The following is a 17,883-nucleotide window of genomic DNA, read 5'->3' as shown; positions in this document are numbered from 1 at the left end:
TTCAGTGATGAACCGGCGCCGGCTGGGCGGCGGCCCGTTGGCCCTGCGGCCGGGGACCGTGGCGCAGGGTGAGCAAGGTGCCCAGCACGATGGCGACCAGCGCGAAGGCCGGCGCACCGAGCGCGCCCACGTGATCGACCAGCAGCCCGCCGCCGACCGCGCCGCTGGCAATGGCGATCTGGAACGCCGCCACCATCAGGCCGCCCGCGCCTTCGGCGTGGTCGGGCGCGGCCCGCACCACCCAGGTCTGGAAACCGACCGGGAAAGCGCCGAACGCAAAACCCCAGAGCGCCACCGCCACGGCGGTCACCAGCCCTGACGAACCCGCCAGCAACAGGCTGCCCGCCATGAGGACGACCAGCGTGCCCCCCGCCACGATGGCGCGGCGCTCACTGCGCTCGGCCAGGTAGCCACCCGCCAGGTTGCCGAAGAAGCCCCCGATGCCGTAGCCCAGCAGCACCACCGTGATCGCCTGGACGGACAGGTGGGTGACGTTTTCCATCAGCGGCCGGATATAGGTGAAGCCCGCGAAATGGCCCGAGATCACCAGCAGCACCGCCAGCAGGGCCATGCGCACCTGCGGCCGCAGCAGCAACTGGCCCAGCACGCGCAGATTGGCGTGGTCGCGCGGCGGCAGCGCGGGCAACGTGATGGCCTGCGCGACCAGCGTCACCACGCTGACCACACCTGCGGCAACGAAGGCGCTGCGCCACCCCCACAGATCGCCCATCCACGCGCCGATGGGGGCGGCGCACACCGTGGCCACCGACACCCCCGTGAGGATCAGGGACATGGCGCGGGCGAATCGGTCCGCGGGCACCAGCCGCAGGGCCAGCGCGCCCGCCAGGGCCCAGAAGCCGCCCAGCGCCAAGCCCAGCAGCACGCGGGCCACCAGCAGCACGGGCAGCGAGGTGGCCGTCGCGGCCATCAGGTTGGAGACGACCAGCAGCAGGCTCAGCGCCAGCATCACCCACTTGCGGTCCAGCCGCCGCGTCAGCAGCGGAAAGGCGGGAGCGGCGACCGCGCCCACCAGCGCCGTCGCCGTGACCGTCTGGCCCGCGGCGCCGTTGCTGATGCCCAGGTCCGCGGCCATGGCCGTCAACAGGCTGGCCGGCAGGAATTCGGCGGTCACCAGGCCGAAAACGCCCAGCGCCAGCGAACCGACGGCGGCCCAGTGGGGCGAATCCGCGTTCGCCGGCGGCGGCGGTGCGGCCACGGCTTGGGAGGGATCGATGCAGGTGGAGCAGGAGGAGGACATGAATTGAACGGGGGGAAGCCAGCAAGACCGCCAGCTTAGGGATAAGATGCCGGCGTTTCCATGTGGGAAAAGCCGAAATGCTTGACTATTCCTCCGAATCTGTCGCCCTGCCAGAGGGCAGCGCCGCCCGTGGCGCGGTGGACGCGCCGCCCCGCCCCGCCGACCTGCTGAGCCGCATCCTGCTGGGCTTGCGGCTGGACGGCGTCGAATACGGCCGTTGCGTGATGCAGCCGCCCTGGGCCGTGGCCTACCCCGCGCGCCCGGAGGCCCGTTTCCATTTCGTGGCGCGCGGCGGCTGCTGGCTCTGGCTGCCCGGTCACGACTGGGTGCGGCTGGACGCTGGCGATGCGGTGCTGCTGCCGCGGGGCAGCTTTCACATCCTGGCCAGCGCGCCCGACGTGCCGTGCGTCGACATCGAATCGCTCTCGCGCACCCCGGTGGCGGACAACATCTACCTCATCGGTGGCGCGCCGCAGCCCGCTTCCCCGGCCTCATCGGCCTCATCGCCCCCAACGCCGGACGAAGGGCCTGCGGGCGCGCCGAACGACATCGTCTTCTGCGGCGCCATGCGCTTCAACCTCGATCCCCTGCACCCCCTGCTGGCGATGATGCCGGAGGCGATGCGCGCCAACGAACTGGCCACGCGAGACCCCTCCGTGCCCGCGTTGCTCGAAGCGATGGAGCGCGAGGTCGCGCTGGACCGCATCGGTGCCTGCGGCATGCTCGCGCGCCTGGCCGATGTGCTGGCCGCCTGCATCATCCGCGCCTGGGTCGAGTGCGCCTGCAGCGACGCCAGTGGCTGGATCGCGGCGGTGCAATGCCCCCGCATCGGCAAGGTGATCGCCGCGATCCACACCGAGCCCGAACGCGATTGGACGGTGCCGGCGCTGGCGGACCTGATGGGTGCCTCGCGCTCCAGCTTCGCCGAGCTGTTCACGCGCACCTTGGGCGAGAGCCCGGCCCGGTACGTGACCCGCGTGCGGATGTTCCAGGCGCGCCGCTGGATCGAGCGCGAAGGCATGCGCGTGGCCGTGGCCGCCAGCCGCCTGGGCTACGACTCGGAGGCCTCGTTCAGCCGCGCGTTCAAAAGGGTCATCGGGCATCCGCCCGGGGCCTTGCGGCACAAGCGGACCGGCGGGAGGTGATCTGACCGGGAGCCGCTGCGTCGATTGGAACTTCAGTCGGCCTTCAGTTTCGCGGCTTGCACCACCTGCTTCCACTTCACCTGTTCGGCCTGCACGAAACCGCGCATTTCCTCCAGGCTCATCGTGTCGACTTCGGCGCCATGCTCTTCCAGGCGTTTGACGGTGGCGGGGTCGGCGAGCACCTGATTCAGCGCCTTGTTCAGCTGCTCCAGCACGGGCTTGGGCGTCTTGGCGGGCGCGAAGATGGCGTACCACTGCGACACGTCCACATTGTTGATGCCCTGCTCCTTGAGCGTGGGCACATCGGGCATCAACGGCGACCGCTTGGAGCCGGCCAGGCCCAGTGCCTTGAGCTTGCCGTTCTTCACGTTCGGCATCGCGGTAAAGAGGCTGGGGAACATCACCTGCGTCTGGCCGGCGATCGTGTCGGTCACGGCGGGGGCAGAGCCCTTGTAGGGGACATGCGTCATGGCGGTGCCGGTGGACAGCTTGAACATCTCCGCCGCGAAGTGCGGGGCCGTGCCGTTGCCGGCCGACGCGTAGTTGATCTTGTCCGGGTTGGCCTTCATGAAGGTCACCAACTCCTTTGCGTTGTTGGCCGCTACCTGGGTGTTGGCCACCATGAGCGTGGCGGAATAGCCCACCATGCCCACCGGCTCGAAGTCCTTGACGGGGTCGTAGCGCAGCTTCTGCAGCGAGGGGTTCATCGCATGGGTGGCGATGTAGCCCAGCATCAGCGTGTAACCGTCGGGCGCCGCGCGCGCCACGAACTCGCTGGCGATCGCGCCATTGCCGCCGGCCTTGTTGTCCACGATGACGGACTGCTTGAGAAGCAGCGTCAGGGCCTGGCCGATGGTCCGGGCCATGGCATCGTTGGCACCGCCCGCCGACGTCGGAACGACGATGCTGATGGTCCTCTCGGGGTAAGCCGCCTGAGCGCTACCGAACGCCCAGGTGGCGGCGATCGCAACGGCAACAGCGCTCAGCACTTGTCTCTTTTGAATCTGCATTTGTCTCTCCGATGGGTGGGGGTGGTCTTGAATCTCGGAACGTATCGTCGCCGCTGTCTTATGCCAAGTAAATTGCATGTTTGCGAATCATTGATGCACAATTTGGATCAACCAGAAAACCCACCGCTGCCATGGCCATCAACTTCAACCTCAACGACCTGCAGGCATTCCGCACCGTGGCCGAACTCAGCAGTTTTCGCAAGGCGGCCAACGCGCTGCACGTGTCTCAACCCGCGTTCAGCCGCCGCATCGAAAAACTGGAAGAAGCCCTGGGGGTCAAGTTGCTGGAGCGCACGACGCGCAAGGTCGAACTCACAGCCGTCGGCCGCGACTTCGACCGAAAAGTGCAGCAATTGCTGGACGAGCTGGACAACACCCTGCTCGGCATCCGGGGGGTGGGCAGCACCCGCATGGGCGAGGTCACCATCGCCTGCGTGCCGTCCACGGTGTATTACTTCATCTCGCACGTGATCTCGCGCTACCGGGAACAGTACCCCAAGATCCGGGTGAAGATCTTCGATGCCAGCGCGAACGAGGTGCTGTCGGCCGTGTCGCGCGGCGAGGCGGATTTCGGGCTCAATTTCATGGGCAGCCAGGAGCCCGACATCGAGTTCAAGCCGCTTCTGGAGGAGCGCTTCGTCGCGGCCTGTCGCCGCGATCACGCCATTGCCCGAAAACGCCGCGTGTCCTGGGCCGATCTGGCCAGGTACGACTACATCTCCGTGAGCAAGGCCTCGGGCAACCGGCTGCTGATCGACCAGGCGCTGTCGGGCCAGCCCGGTCTGCCGCAGAACATCTACGAAGCGCAGCATGTGACGACCATGCTGGGCCTGGTCGAAGCAGGTCTGGGCGTGGCAGCGGTGCCTTCGATGGCCATGCCCGCTCCCGGTCACCCGCTGCTGGTGAGCGTGCCGCTGGTGGATCCGATCATCACCCGCAAGGTCGGGTTGATTCGGCGCAAGGGTCGCTCGCTCTCGCCGGCGGCGCTGCAGTTGTATGAGTTCTTTGCGGAGATGAAAGCAAAACGCGGCAAGGCCGCCGAAGGCGTCAGCGCCGCGCCGCGAGCACGCGATCGACCATGACGCCGGCCTGGCCCAGGTGGTTCGCCGGCTCGCACATGGCTTCGAGCTGGGCACGGGTCACATGGGGCGTGATTTCCGGGTGCACGGCCAGGATTTCGATCAGCGGCCGGTCTTCCTTCAATGCCTGACGGCACAGGTCGTAGACCAGGTCGTGTGCGTACTCGCGGCCGATGTAGGGACCCAGGCCCATCATCACCGCTTCCGACATCACCAGCCCGTTGGTGATGTCGATGTTGGCGCGCATGCGGGAAGCGTCCACTTCGAGGCCCTTGAGCACGAACTTGGTCTGTTTCAGCGCCCCAGACATCAGGCAGAAGATCTCGGGCAGCGACACCCATTCGATTTCCCAGGGACCGGTGGAGCGCTCGTGGTCGGCGACCATGGCGTCCATCAGGGCCGCGGCATGCTGGCGGGCCACCGAGATGTTGGCGTGGATGTAGAGGCAGGAAATCGGGTTGCGCTTCTGCGGCATGGTGGAGGAGGAGCCGCGCCCCGGCGCATAGGGCTCGAACACCTCGGCCACTTCCGTCTGCATCATGAGCTTGACGTCCATGGCGATCTTGCCGAGCGAGCCGCCGACAAGCCCCAGGAACGCGCCGACCTCGGCGATGGTGTCGCGCACGGTGTGCCACGAGATCAGTGGCTGGGCGAGGCCCAGCTCCTTCATCAATCCAGCCTGCGTCTCCATGGCGCCGCTCTCCAGCGACGACAGGGTGCCCGAGGCGCCACCGAATTCGCCCATCAGCACGCGCGGTTTGAGCTGCTGCAGCCGCTCGCGGTGCCGGTCGATGCCGGCCAGGATGCTGGCCATCTTGTAGCCGAAGGTGATGGGCGTGGCCTGCTGCAGGTTGGAGCGGCCGATCACGGGCGTGTCCCGGTACTTGCGGGCCAGCGCGGCCAGCGCTTCGCCGATCTCGTTCAGGTCCTGCTCCACCAGCGCCAGGCCCTCTCGCATCTGAAGGACGGCGGCGGTGTCGGTGATGTCCTGCGTGGTGGCACCCCAGTGGCAGTACTCACCGAGCTTGTCGCGGCAGTTGGCATTGATCTGATTGACGACCGCGATGATCGGGTAGCCGATCTGTTCGGTCTTGGCCTTGAGCTTGGCCCAGTCGATCTGCGACAGCTCGCAGTTCCTGACGATTTCGTCGGCCGCTTCCTGAGGAATGATGCCGAGCTGTCCCTGAACCTTGGCCAGCGCGCGCTCGATGTCGAGGTACTTGGCCGTGCGGTTCTCGTCGGACCAGACCTCGCGCATGCGCGCATCGCTGAACATGTCGCCGAAGATGCGCGAATCGATGATGGTGGATGCCATGTTGCTTCTTTCTCTGTGGTAATCGGTGGGGATGAGGCCCGGGTTCAATGCCCCGCGGCCCGCAGCGTTCGGCGCGCCTGGCGCACCACGGGCGCATCGACCATGCGGCCGTCGAGCCGGGCCGCGCCGGGCGACGCCGCATCGGCCGCCAGCACGCGCCGGGCCCAGGCGAGTTCGGCCTCGGCGGGCTGCAGCGCGCGGTGGATCGGCAGGACCTGGTTCGGGTGAATGCACAGCTTGGCGCCGAAGCCGTGGCAACGCGCCCAGGCCAGGTCGGCCATGAGCCGTGCCTCGTCGTCCAGTTGCGGGGTGACGCCGGCCACGGGCGCGGGGAGGTCGGCCAGGCGCGAGGCCAGTGCGATGCGCGCCGCCGCGTGGCTCAGACCGACAGCGTCGCGGCGGATGTCCAGGTCCAGGTCCAGGGCGAAGTCCAGGGTGCCGAACACGAGCCTGGCCACACCGATGGCGCCCGCAATCTCGTCCACCTGGGCCACGCCCCTGGCGCTTTCGATGAGGGCCAGCACCTGAACGCCCGGCAAGGCCTCCACGACGAAGCGGACTTGCTGCGCCTGTTCGGTCTTGGGCAGCATGATCTGCGCCACGCCGGTGCCCAGCAGGGCGGTCAGGTCGTCCGCAAACCAGTCCGAAGTCGAATCGTTGATGCGCACCACGCAGCGGGAGCGGTCGGCTGGCCCGGCGGTCTGCAGCCAACCGACCACGTGGGCGCGCGCGGCGGTCTTGTGCTCGGGCGCCACGGCGTCCTCGAGGTCCAGCACCACCGCATCCGCGCCACTGACCAAGGCCTTGCCGAAGCGATCGGGCCGAGTGCCGGGCACGAAGAGGTAGGTGCGCGCGCAGGCGAGGGGCGTCGACATGGCCACGACCTCAGATGGCCTTGGCCGCACGCAGCGCGGCAATGCCGTCCGCGCCGTAACCCAGTTCGGCCAGGATCGCATCGGTGTGCTCGCCCAGTGCGGGCACCGGGTCCATGCGCGGGCCTTCGTTCCAGGTGCCCGGTGGCAGCAGGGCCGGCAGCGGCCCCTGGGGCGAGCCCACCTCGGTCCAGCGCTGGCGCGCCTGGAGTTGCGGGTGTGCCCAGACGTCGGCCATGGTGTTCACCCGGGCGTTGGCGATCTGCGCCACCTCCAGCCGGGCCTCCACCTCGGCCACCGTCAGGGGCCGGAAGGTGTCCACGATGATCTGGCGCAAGGCGGTGCGCTCGGCGACGCGCTTGAAGTTGGCGGTGAAGCGCGGGTCGGTGGCCAGGGCCGGCTGGTGCAGCACCTTCTCACAGAAGCTGACCCATTCGCGCTCGTTCTGCAGGCCCAGCATCACGTGGGCGCCTTGCTCCGCCGGCCCGACCGGAAACGGGCCATACGGATAGATCGTGGCGTGGCTGGCGCCGGTGCGCGGGGGCGGTGCGGCGCCTTCGAAGGCGTAGTAGAGCGGGTAGCTGGTCCACTCGGCGAGCGACTCCAGCATGGAGATGTCGATGCGCTGGCCCCGGCCGGTCTGGCTGCGCTGCATCAGCGCCGCGAGGATGTTGCTGTAGGCGTACATGCCTGCGGCGATGTCCGCGATCGACGGGCCTGCCTTGCAGGGCTCGTCCGCCGTGCCGGTCACCGAGACGAACCCCGCTTCGCTCTGGATCAGCAGGTCGTAGGCCTTCTTGTCGCGGTAGGGGCCCGGGTTCTCCCGGTCATCGCCGTATCCCGAGATGTCGCAGACGATCAGGCCGGGCTTGACCGCCGACAGCGCTTCGTGGCCCAAGCCAAGCCGGGCCGCCGCACCGGGCGCGAGGTTCTGCACCACCACGTCGGCCTTCTCCAGCACGAGCCGCTCCAGGATGCGGGCGGCCTCGGGGTGTTTGACGTCGAGCGTGAGGCTCTCCTTGGAGCGGTTGGTCCAGACGAAGTGCGATGCCAGGCCACGCACCCGCTGGTCGTAGCCGCGCGCGAAATCGCCCGTGCCGGGGCGCTCGATCTTGATGACGCGCGCACCCAGGTCGGCCAGCTGGCGCGTGGCGAAGGGCGCGGCGATGGCGTGCTCCAGGGTGACGACGGTGATGCCTGCAAGTGGCTGCATGAGGGTCTCGGGTGATCGTGGTCAAAGAAATCAGCGCAGCACCACGGTGGCGTCCATCGTGAGCCACCCTTCGTGGTCGCTCGCCCACAGGCGCACGGTCTTGCCGTCGGCCGCGGGCTCACCTTGCACATGAAAGGCGTGCAGGTCGAAGGTGGGGCGCACCGCCTTGAAGCGGAAGCTGGCCACGTCGGCCGTGGGCATCTCCCGGCGCAACAGGTCCAGCAGCAGCGTGGCAATCAGCGGGCCATGGACGATGAGGCCCGGGTAGCCTTCGACCTGGGTCACGTACCGCCGGTCGTAGTGGATTCGGTGGCCGTTGAACGTGAGCGCCGAGTAGCGGAACAGCAGCACGTCGTCCGGCACGATCTGGCGGCGCCAGGCCGCCTGCGCGGGAGCCGCTTGCGGGGGAGGTGCCACATCGCCAGGCTGCTGGGCGTCGCGGTAGACGATGTCGTGGAACTCCACCAGGGCCGGTGCGGCTTCGCCGTTGCACCGCACCTCGTGGCGCACTTTCACGAACACGAGCTTGCCGGTCCGGCCTTCCTTGCTGCTCACGTCGTCGATGGTGGATGTGCGGGCGACCTGATCGCCCACGCGGATCGGGGAGATGAATTCGAACTGGCTGCCGGCCCACATGCGGCGCGGCAGCGGCACCGGGGGAAGGAAGCCGCCGCGCCGGGCGTGGCCGTCTGCGCCGATGTCGGATTGCCGGTGCAGGGGCAGGAAGTACAACCAGTGCCAGAGCGGTGGCAGCAGCGTGCCGGGCGCGGTGTCGGCAGCGGGGTGGTCGAGCGTGGCGGTCAGGGCAGCCACGGGCGTGGGGCTGACGGTGTCGTGCACCGTCTCGCTGCGGCCGATCCATGCTCGCAGGTCGTCGGTGGTCTGGGTCATGCGGATGTCCTTCGATCTCGGGGCTGGAGGGGCGGGGCGATGGGCGCAGTTTCCGTTCATCCGGTGGCGAAGTAAATTGCAATGTTGAGAACAAGTGATGCTTTTGGTGCATCAATGAGCGGCCCGCCGTTTATTGCAAACCATGGATCAATGCTTCTCAACTATGCAATTCACAGAAGCACAGCGGCTCTTGAGAATGCGGCCCATGAACAAAGTCATTCCCTGTGTCCTCATGCGCGCCGGCACCTCGCGCGGCCCCTTCTTTCTGCGCGAATGGCTGCCTGAAGGTGACGAAGCCCGCGACCAGGCCCTGATCGGTGCGATCGGGGCCTCCGACCCGTTGCAGCTCGACGGCGTGGGCGGTGGCAGCACTTTGAACAGCAAGGTGGCCATCGTCTCGAGATCCACCCAGCCCGACTGCGATCTCGACTACCTGTTCGCGCAGGTCGGCGTTGGCCACCGTTCCGTCGACACCCGGCCCAACTGCGGCAACATGCTCTCGGGCGTGGCGCCGTTCGGCATCGAGCAGGGCCTCGTGACGGCGCAGGATGGCGTGACCAAGGTTCGTGTGTTCAATGTCAACACCCGTTCGCGCATCGATGTGACCGTGCGCACACCGAACGGCCGCGTGACGTACGAGGGCGACGCGCGCATCGACGGCGTCGCCGGCACGGCGGCCCCCGTCCTGCTGGACTTCCTGGACGCGTGGGGCGCGGTGACGGGCCACGTGTTTCCCACCGGCCAGCGCATCGACCACATCGACGGCATCGCCGTGACCTGCATCGATGCGGCGATGCCACTCATGATCGTTCGCGCGGCCGATCTGGGCGTCACTGGCCGCGAAAAGCCGGTGGCGCTGGATGCCAACACCGCGCTCCTGGCGCGCATCGAATCGCTGCGCCTGCAGGCCGGCCGCATGATGGGGCTGGGCGATGTCGCCCAAAGTGTCATACCGAAACCCGTGCTGGTCAGCGAGGGCGACTCACCCAACAGCGTCACCTCAAGGTACTTCACGCCACACCGTTGCCACGCGTCGCACGCCGTCACAGGAGCCATTGGTGTGGCCTGCGCCTTCGCGCTGCCCGGCACGGTTGCCAGCGGCATGGCGCGCGAAGCGGGCCGCCACAAGCTGGTGGTGCTGCATCCCGCGGGACAGATCGATGTCGAGGTGGAACTCATCGGCCAGGGGGACGCGGCCGAGGTCAAGGGGGCCGCGCTGGTCCGCACGGCCCGCAAGATCATGCAGGGCGAGATGCACCTGCCGGACTATGTGTTCCCGCGTCCCGAGGAAGCCGCAGCCCCGGCACGCAAACCGATCACCATCATCGTCCCGACCGCCGCCGGCGGCGGGAACGACACCATGGCCCGAATCATCGCCAGCAAGATGGGGCGGCTGCTCGGGCAGGAGGTCCTGGTGGACAACCGGGCGGGCGCGAACGGCGCCATTGCCAGCGAATTTGTCGCCCGAGCGGAGCCCGATGGTCACACGTTGATGTTGGGCTACGTGGGCACGCACGCGATGAACCCCGCGCTGCAGAAACTGGGCTACGACCCCGTCAAGGACTTCGAACCGATCGGCCTGGTGGGCTCATCGCCGACCTTGATGGTGGTCCACCCGAGTGTCTCCGCGTCCCGCGTTCAGGACCTGGTGTCGCAACTGAAGACGAATCCCGGCAGTCTGATCTACGCCTCGGCGGGTGACGGCACGCCGCCCCATTTTGCGGCGGCGCTGTTCCTGCTGGGCAGCGGCGCGGGCATGGCCAGTGTGAAGTTCGACGGCGCGGCGCCGGCCATTGCCGACGTGGTGAGCGGACGCACGCAGGTCATGTTCCCCAGCCTGTTCACCGCCCATCCGTTCGTTCACAGCGGCCAGCTGCGCGCCATGGGGGTGGCTGGCACCAGTCGCTTGCCCAGCCTGCCCGCGTTGCCCACGCTGGCAGAAGGCGGGATCGACGGCGTGGACGTCACGCAGTGGTATGGCCTGTTCGCGCCGGCTCACACGCCGTCTGCAACGCTCGCCAAGTTGAACCAGGCACTGAACGACGCTTTGACCGACGCGGCAGTGGTCGCTCAATTCGAGAACCATGGCGCCAGGGTGGAGCCTGGCACGCCCGATGCGTTGCGCACCAAGGTCGACAACGACCTCTGCCGGTGGAGAACGCTTGTGGCCCAGGGTGCGTTGGGCCTGACGGATGCCCGACCTCTGTCTTTCCTTGACTAGCGTTCTTTGTACTCACAGTGCGCACATTCGTGCACCAGCGTCGGCGCACTCCACGGGTCCTGGTCGTCCATGATTTCATCCGCCCCCCACCGGGTGCGCATGCCTCAGGTTTCAAAGCCTAGGGAATTTCCGCCGAAATCGAGTCTTTCATGCGATCGCCCCAGTCCCATTTGGCTGCAAATGGCAAGCGCAACAGAGAGGCCTCGGCCAATGATTCTGTATGGTCGATGTGCGCGACCGTCAGGCGCGCTGCGAGGTCGACATTGCGATCGCGGATCGCCTCGTAGATGGCACGGTGCTGCTCCATAGATTCGCGCCGGTGCTGCCAATCGACGGCCACGAAGTACCGCTGCACGAGTTGCTCCAGCTTGGCAATGCTTTCACGCAAGAGGCTGTTGCCCGCCGCATCGGCCATCACGGAATGAATGCGCCGGTTGGCCTGGGTCACGGCAACCACGTCGATTGCCTCCAACGCCTTGTTGCTTTCGTCCAGCAAACGCTCCAGCTCCATCAGTTGGGCGTCGGTGCGGCGCAGGGCCGCCTGACCTGCGCTGTAAGGCTCCAGCAGCCGCCGCATTTCAAAGGTTTCCCGCAGTTCATCCAACGACAGTTCACGCACATAGGTGCCCTTGCGCGGCTGTGAGGTCACCCACCCGTCCACCTCCAGCGCCTTGAGCGCTTCGCGCACCGGAATCTTGCTCACGCCAAAGTGCTCGGCCACCTCATCCACCCACAACCGCTCACCCGGACGCAGCGTGCCGACAAGGATGCCCTCCAGCAATATCGACTGGACCTGTGAGGGCAAGTTCGACGCCCGCGGCGCGGTGGGAAGGCCCGAAAGACTGTCCAACACTTTGTTCATAGGCAAAAAATGGAACTCCCATGGGAAAACCCCAGTGTGTTGAGCGAATTTTGGCATGAACTTCGCAAAATTATTACGTATACTTGATACTTGATATCTGGCAAGAAGACTCCTTGAACTTGATGAAAGGTTGGCTCCCATGACACCCCTATGTAACTTGACCACTTCCTCGGTAGGCCGTCTGACACGCATCGTGGCGGGCCTGGCGATCTCCGCTTGCCTGACTCCGCTGGCGCACAGCCAAGCGTTCCCCAGCAAGCCCATCACCATCGTCGTGCCCTTTGCGGCGGGTGGTGCATCGGACGCCACGGCGCGCGCCATTGGCCAATCGATCTCCAAGACGCTCAACACGCCGGTGGTGGTGGACAACAAGCCTGGTGCCAACTCACAGATCGGCACCGCGCATGTGGTGCGGTCGGCGCCCGATGGGTACACGCTGCTGATGGGCACAACCTCGCTCATCAACAATGTGCACTTCTATCCCCAGATGCCCTACAGCGCCTCGCGGGACCTCATGCCCGTGGTGCACATCGTGGATGTGCCCGCCTTTCTGATGGTGGGGCCACGCGTCCAGGAAAAGACGGTCAAGGAATTCATAACGGCGGCCCGCAAGAACCCCATGCTGAACTACGCCTCTGCTGGCGCTGGCAGCACGCTGCATCTGGCCGCGGAGTGGTTCCAGTCAGCCACGGGCTTCAAGGCGCAGCACATCCCGATGCGAGGCAGCGGTCCAGCCGTCACTTCTGTCGCGGCCGGTGAGGTCGACTTCAGCTTTGAAAACCTGGGTCCGGCCCAGGCCCAGTTGGATGCGGGTCGCATGCGCGTGTTGGCCATTGCAGCGCCTCACCGCTTCCCCTCGTTGCCCAGCGTGCCGACCCTGAAAGAGGCCGGCCTGCCCGACAACGACCTATCGAGTTGGTTCGTGCTCATGGCGCCCACTGGCACGCCGGCCCCCGTCATCGCCACCCTCAACGGCGCCGTGAACAAAGCACTTAAAGAGAAAGACGTGAGCGATCGCCTCATCAGGCTGGGCCTGGTACCCGTCGGTGGCACGCCCGAAGAACTCGCAAAGCGCATGCAGCAGGACATGGGCAAGTGGGGTTCGATCATCCGCAGCGCCAACATCAAGCTCGACTGATTCAACGGATCGCAGCACGCGAAAAAGGCATCGCATGATGATCGGACAGCCGATTCCGCGCCTGGAGGATGCCCGTCACCTCCAGGGCCTCTCCCGCTACATCGCGGACACGACGGTGCCCGGTTGCGAGGAGGTTGTCTTCTTGCGCAGCCCGGTGGCGCATGGGCGCCTGCGTGGCGTGCGGCTCGCACCCAATGTCGCCCCCGACGTCGTGTGGGACTCCGCGCGCATTGCCCCGCTCACCCGGCCGATCGTGTCAAGCCTGCTCCGAAAAGGATTCAACGGCGCCCCTCTTCCGCTGCTCGCCGAGGAGCGCGTGCGTTTCGTCGGCGAGGCCATCGCCGCCATCACGGCGCGCACCCGCGCCGAAGCCGAAGACAAGCTCGAGCACTGTGTGCCGGACATCGAGGAGCTGCCTCCCGTCGTCGACGTGCTGAGCGAACTCACGCACCCGGGCATGCCCATTCATGGTCATCTGGACTCGAATGTGGTGCTGCACAGCGGGCGCACCATCGGCAACCCGGACGCATTCCAGGGGCGATCCGTCACGCGGCGCTTTTCCATGGCCCGCGTGATGGCATCGCCCATGGAAGGCCGGGGATGCCTCGCTTACATTGACGCATCCACGGGCGAGTTGGTGGTGCATGCCTCGCATCAGCGACCCCATCTGCTGCGCACCTTCCTGTCCGAACATCTGATCGGCATCGCAGAGGCGGACATCCGCGTCATCGTCCCGGACGTGGGTGGTGGTTTCGGCGCCAAGAGCAATCTCTACCCCGAAGAGCTGGTCATCGCTGCGATGGCGCTTGCAACGGGGCGCCCTCACCGCTGGATCGAGGACCGCTACGAGCATTTTGTGGCATCGAACCACAGTCGCCAGCACGAGCACGAGATCAGCGCATGGTTCGACGACAGCGGCCGCATCCATGCGGTAAATGCGCGAATTGTGGTGGATTCGGGCGCCTACTCGGCCAAGACTTCCACAGGGGCCATTGAGGCCAACATGGCGGCCAACGTGCTGCTCGGTCCTTACGACATCCCGAACTACCGCTTCGAAGCCACGGCGGTCTACACAAACAAGTCGCCCGTCGGTCCCTTCCGCGGCGTTGGCCGCCCGGCGGGCTGCTTTGCCATGGAGCGCATTCTGGACGAAGTCGCCCATGCGCTGGGCCAGGACCCGGTCGCTGTGCGCCGACGCAACTTGATCGGTGCCGAGCGTTTTCCCTTCACCACGGCCACAGGTCTTTACTATGATTCGGGCGACTACCACGCTTGCCTGAATGCGGCTGAGGCACATGCCAAAACCTGGCCCGCGCGAGCGAACGACGAACGCCATGTCCATGGCATCGGCTTCGCCATGTACGTGGAGCAGGCTGCCCACGGTTCTGTCGAATGGCATCGCCGTGGCTCAGCCTACATCTATGGACACGAAGCAGCGCGAGCAACGCTCACGCCTGGCGGCGAACTGATCTTTGACGTGGGCACGCTCAGCCACGGTCAGGGACACCACACCGCGCTGGCGCAGATTGCAGCCCAGATCACCGGGCTGCCACTGGACCAGATCCGCATCCGCCAGGGCGATACAGGGCGCGCGCCCTATGGCATGGGCAGCGTGGCCTCGCGCTCCATCGTCATGGCTGGCGGCGCCGTCACCCGTGCATCCAGAATGCTCCTGGAGAAGGCCCGCCGCGTGGCCTCAGCTGACCTGGGCTGCGAGCCCGATGAGTTGCGCCAGGACGGCACACACTTCATCGCCCCAGGCGGAAAGACGATCAGCTATGCCGAGATCGGCCGCCTGGCCGTGCTCGGCCTGCACCGCCTGCCACAGGACATTCCTCCAGGCATGTCGGTCGAGGGCATCTACCGGCCTCAGGTGGAGTCCGGCACCTTCTCATACGGTATCCACATGGCCCGCGTCTGCGTGGACACGGAAACCGGCTTCGTGCGCATCACAGACTACGCCGTGGTGGAGGACTGTGGCACTGTCGTCAACCCGCTGATCCTGGACGGCCAGATTCGTGGTGGCGTGGCCCAGGGCATCGGCCAGGCACTGCTGGAAGAAATGCGCTATGACAAAGACGGCCAGCCACTCACCGTGACTTTTGGCGACTACGCACTTCCCAGCGCGATGGAAGTGCCCCACGTCGACATCGTGCACCAGTGCACGCCCTCGCCTTTTTCCGAATTCGGGATCAAGGGCGCAGGCGAAGGCGGCTGCGTGGGTGGCCCCGCAGCCATCGGCAATGCCGTGCGCAATGCCCTGCTCGAGCGTGGTGTGGCCGTCGACCGCACACCCATCACGCCCGACTACCTGCTGGCCCAACTGCTTGGCGGCGGAGAGCACGCCGTCACCCAGCGCCCGCTCGCCCATCTGGAACTCGAATCATGAAACCGGCACCGTTTGAACTGCGCCGCCCGACAACACTTGACGAAGCGCTGGACCTGCTTGCAGCACTGGGCAGTGATGCCCAGGTGCTGGCCGGTGGCCAGAGCCTGCTGCCACTGCTGCGGTATCGCATGGCATCGCCTCACGCGCTGCTGGACATCAACCGCATCGAAGCGCTGGGACAGATGGAATGGCACCAGGGCCTTCGCATCGGCGCATTGGTGCGCCACTCGCAGCTCGCCGCCGTCCACTCCGCGCAGCATCCCGCAGCGGCGGCGCTGCTGGCCGCGCATGCCCGGCAGATTGCCTTTCCCGCCGTGCGCAACCGAGGCACGGCAGTTGGCAGCATCGTGCAGGCCGACCCCAAAGGCGACTGGCCATTGCTCTTTTGCGCATTGGGCGCACAAATTGAGCTGGTCAGCAAACGCGGCATGCGGCGCATGGCGGTCCACGACTTCATCCTGGGCCCACTCCACACAGCGCGCGCCGTGGACGAGCTGGCTGTGGCCCTGACGCTGGACACGGTCGACATCCAGCTGCACCGGTGGGGTCGCGCCAAGCTCATGCACCGGGCGGGTGAGTACGCCATGTGTTCGGCCATCGTCGTGCAACGCGCCGATGGTTGGCGCTGCTGGGTGGGCGCGCACGGCGAGCGTCCAGTGGCGCTGCCCACCCTTGCCGAAAGCCTGCAAACCTCAACCCGGATGCCGCGCGAACGGTGGATGGACCTGGCGCGTCAGGACATCGCCGCCGCGTGGCCGGAGTTGGGCCTTCTCGATGCGCATCGCCACGCCGTCAACGCCATCGATGCACTGCAACAAGCCCTCGCCCCGCAATCATGATGAATCTGGAAAAGAGCATTGTTCTCAACGGCCGCAAAGTGGCTCTGCACACGGAGCACCGCAGTTCGCTGGGCGACTTCGTGCGCGAATGCGGCACCCACTCGGTCCACCTCGCATGCGAGCACGGTGTCTGTGGCGCCTGCAACGTGATGGTCGGCAGCCGGTGCGTGCGCTCGTGCCTCACGTTGGCCCACAGCTGCGAAGGCGAAAGCATCACCACGCTGGAAGGATTGCAGGACGATCTGGCGCAGCGTCTTCGCACCGCCTTCAACGCCCATCACGCCCTGCAGTGCGGCTTCTGCACGCCCGGCATGTTCATGAGCGCCTACGAACTTCTCAACAGCGGCGAGGCGCTCGATGAGACCCGCGTGCGCGAGCACCTGGCGGGCAACATCTGCCGTTGCACCGGCTACCAAGGCATCGTCGAGGCCGTCCTCAGCGTTGCCCGGTCCCATCCCATCACCACGTCCTCCGGTTCGGGAGTCCAGCCTTGAACACCGTCTCCATCCACCACAAGCGCGCGGGTGTCGTCGCAGCAGCCGCCGTTCCTCACGCACCGCAATTGCTGTCACGCCCCGACACTGAAGACCTGGCCCAGGTCGATCGGGTTCACTTGCAATTGCGGGCCATTGGCCAAGTATTCCTGGCCAAGAAGGCGGACTGCGTGATCGTGATCTCCAACGACCATGGTGACCATTTCGTGACCCACAGCGTGCCTCCCTTCTGCGTGCACGCGGCCCGGCGCGCCGACGGTATGCACAAGCACCGGGGCGACTGGGCATTGGATGGCGACCTGGGCTACGCGCTCGTGCCAGAGATGGGCGCCCTGGGTTTCGATCTGGCCTTTACCCTCGACGCAAAACTGCAGACGGCCTTCACCATTCCCTACGAACAGATGGGCTTCACACGCGACATGCCGATGCTGGCCTTGTTCGTCAATGCCTACATGCCGCCCCAGCCCGCGCCCACACGCTGTTTCGCCTTCGGCCAGGCGCTGGAACGCGCGCTGTGCAAGCTGGGCAAGCGTGCCATCCTGATCGCCAGCGGCGGGTTGTCGCACTACCCCGGCACGCGCCACTACCCGAACCCCGACGTGGAAACCGACCGCGGACTCTACGACCGGCTGTGCGAAGGAGACCTGCAGCAACTGCTGGGTCTGAGCGAGCAATCGCTGGACCGCAGCGGCAACATCGAGCTGCGATCCACACTCATGCTCGCGGGCGCCATGGGCGACCGCAAACCGTTTGCGGCGCATTTTGAACCATCGTGGCACCACACCTACGCCACGCTGGCTTGGGATCTGGAAACCCCCAACCCGATCACCGAAGACCATGCCTTGATCTATCCCGCGCTGCCCAACGGGCGCGTGCCGCTGGTGCAGGCCCTGCTGCATTTGCGCACCTTGCCCGAGGAGGCTCGTCGCTTCATCGCCGACCCGCTGGCCTGGGCCGAGAACTATGCGCTGGCCGAAGACGAGCGCCAGGCGTTGGTCGCCTTCGACACTGAACGCCTGCGCGATGAGTTCCACATCCATGCACTGCTCACGGCGGGTGCAGCCACCCAGGTCAACCTACAGCGCAAGAAAAGCGCCTGAGCCGACGAAATCTTCACCAAGAGTCACTCTATGCCTCACATTAACTTTGACCTCACT

General features: G+C 66.4%; 15 protein-coding genes. 8 read left to right on the top strand and 7 right to left on the bottom strand.

What is annotated here, in order from left to right; all coding sequences use genetic code 11:
* Nucleotide 1: 1 nt before the first annotated feature.
* Entirely contained in the window at nt 2-1,258 is a 1,257-nt protein-coding gene (locus ACODTB_RS21535) for an MFS transporter (RefSeq protein WP_291114622.1), read from the bottom strand.
* A gap of 77 nt (nt 1,259-1,335) precedes the next feature.
* Between ACODTB_RS21535 and ACODTB_RS21530 the strand changes: the two genes are divergently transcribed.
* The gene (locus ACODTB_RS21530; RefSeq protein WP_291114620.1) at nt 1,336-2,403 is read left to right on the top strand and encodes an AraC family transcriptional regulator; all 1,068 of its coding nucleotides are present in this window, start codon (nt 1,336-1,338) and stop codon (nt 2,401-2,403) included.
* Between the two features lie 32 nt (nt 2,404-2,435).
* Here the strand turns inward: ACODTB_RS21530 and ACODTB_RS21525 are convergent, their stop codons facing one another.
* Nucleotides 2,436-3,413, bottom strand: a complete 978-nt coding sequence (locus ACODTB_RS21525; protein WP_291114618.1) for a Bug family tripartite tricarboxylate transporter substrate binding protein — start codon at nt 3,411-3,413, stop codon at nt 2,436-2,438.
* A gap of 131 nt (nt 3,414-3,544) precedes the next feature.
* Between ACODTB_RS21525 and ACODTB_RS21520 the strand changes: the two genes are divergently transcribed.
* Nucleotides 3,545-4,495, top strand: a complete 951-nt coding sequence (locus tag ACODTB_RS21520; RefSeq protein WP_291114616.1) for a LysR family transcriptional regulator — start codon at nt 3,545-3,547, stop codon at nt 4,493-4,495.
* On the opposite strand, the gene pcaB is transcribed toward ACODTB_RS21520, so the two are convergent.
* From pcaB to ACODTB_RS21500, 4 genes are read right to left on the bottom strand one after another with little or no spacing between them, the layout of a single operon-like run.
* Complete coding sequence (gene pcaB / locus ACODTB_RS21515; protein WP_291114614.1) at nt 4,461-5,807, bottom strand: 3-carboxy-cis,cis-muconate cycloisomerase; 1,347 nt, start codon at nt 5,805-5,807, stop codon at nt 4,461-4,463. The genes ACODTB_RS21520 and pcaB overlap by 35 nt on opposite strands.
* Nucleotides 5,808-5,851: 44 nt before the next feature.
* The gene (locus tag ACODTB_RS21510; protein WP_291114612.1) at nt 5,852-6,682 is read right to left on the bottom strand and encodes an HpcH/HpaI aldolase/citrate lyase family protein; all 831 of its coding nucleotides are present in this window, start codon (nt 6,680-6,682) and stop codon (nt 5,852-5,854) included.
* A 10-nt stretch (nt 6,683-6,692) separates the two neighbouring features.
* Nucleotides 6,693-7,892, bottom strand: coding sequence for a CaiB/BaiF CoA transferase family protein (locus ACODTB_RS21505; RefSeq protein WP_291114610.1), 1,200 nt, complete (start codon nt 7,890-7,892; stop codon nt 6,693-6,695).
* Between the two features lie 30 nt (nt 7,893-7,922).
* Complete coding sequence (locus ACODTB_RS21500) at nt 7,923-8,783, bottom strand: HTD2 family dehydratase (protein ID WP_291114608.1); 861 nt, start codon at nt 8,781-8,783, stop codon at nt 7,923-7,925.
* Between the two features lie 163 nt (nt 8,784-8,946).
* On the opposite strand from ACODTB_RS21500, the gene ACODTB_RS21495 reads away from it, so the two are divergent.
* Complete coding sequence (locus tag ACODTB_RS21495; protein ID WP_366833199.1) at nt 8,947-11,004, top strand: 4-oxalomesaconate tautomerase; 2,058 nt, start codon at nt 8,947-8,949, stop codon at nt 11,002-11,004.
* 118 nt (nt 11,005-11,122) lie between these two features.
* On the opposite strand, the gene ACODTB_RS21490 is transcribed toward ACODTB_RS21495, so the two are convergent.
* Nucleotides 11,123-11,866: a GntR family transcriptional regulator gene (locus tag ACODTB_RS21490; protein ID WP_291114604.1), complete on the bottom strand. Its 744-nt coding sequence runs from the start codon at nt 11,864-11,866 to the stop codon at nt 11,123-11,125.
* Nucleotides 11,867-12,023: 157 nt separating this feature from the next.
* Here ACODTB_RS21490 and ACODTB_RS21485 point away from each other — a divergent pair, with 157 nt between their 5' ends.
* The 5 genes from ACODTB_RS21485 to ACODTB_RS21465 are packed head-to-tail and all read left to right on the top strand — an operon-like array spanning nt 12,024 to nt 17,826.
* Nucleotides 12,024-13,004 carry a Bug family tripartite tricarboxylate transporter substrate binding protein gene (locus ACODTB_RS21485; RefSeq protein WP_488929719.1) on the top strand — a complete coding sequence of 327 codons (981 nt, stop codon included), beginning with the start codon at nt 12,024-12,026 and terminating at the stop codon, nt 13,002-13,004.
* 34 nt (nt 13,005-13,038) lie between these two features.
* Nucleotides 13,039-15,393, top strand: coding sequence for a xanthine dehydrogenase family protein molybdopterin-binding subunit (locus tag ACODTB_RS21480; RefSeq protein ID WP_488929718.1), 2,355 nt, complete (start codon nt 13,039-13,041; stop codon nt 15,391-15,393).
* Entirely contained in the window at nt 15,390-16,232 is an 843-nt protein-coding gene (locus tag ACODTB_RS21475) for an FAD binding domain-containing protein (RefSeq protein ID WP_291114600.1), read from the top strand. Before ACODTB_RS21480 ends, ACODTB_RS21475 begins: the two co-directional genes overlap by 4 nt.
* Nucleotides 16,229-16,726, top strand: coding sequence for a (2Fe-2S)-binding protein (locus ACODTB_RS21470; RefSeq protein WP_291114598.1), 498 nt, complete (start codon nt 16,229-16,231; stop codon nt 16,724-16,726). Before ACODTB_RS21475 ends, ACODTB_RS21470 begins: the two co-directional genes overlap by 4 nt.
* Nucleotides 16,723-17,826: a DODA-type extradiol aromatic ring-opening family dioxygenase gene (locus tag ACODTB_RS21465; protein WP_291114596.1), complete on the top strand. Its 1,104-nt coding sequence runs from the start codon at nt 16,723-16,725 to the stop codon at nt 17,824-17,826. The genes ACODTB_RS21470 and ACODTB_RS21465 overlap by 4 nt, the downstream gene beginning before the upstream one ends.
* Nucleotides 17,827-17,883 lie beyond the last annotated feature (57 nt).

Source organism: Hydrogenophaga sp. FG152 (assembly GCF_057809615.1).
The sequence above is the reverse complement of the archived record's forward strand: the minus strand, read 5'-3'. Positions and strand labels throughout refer to the sequence as shown.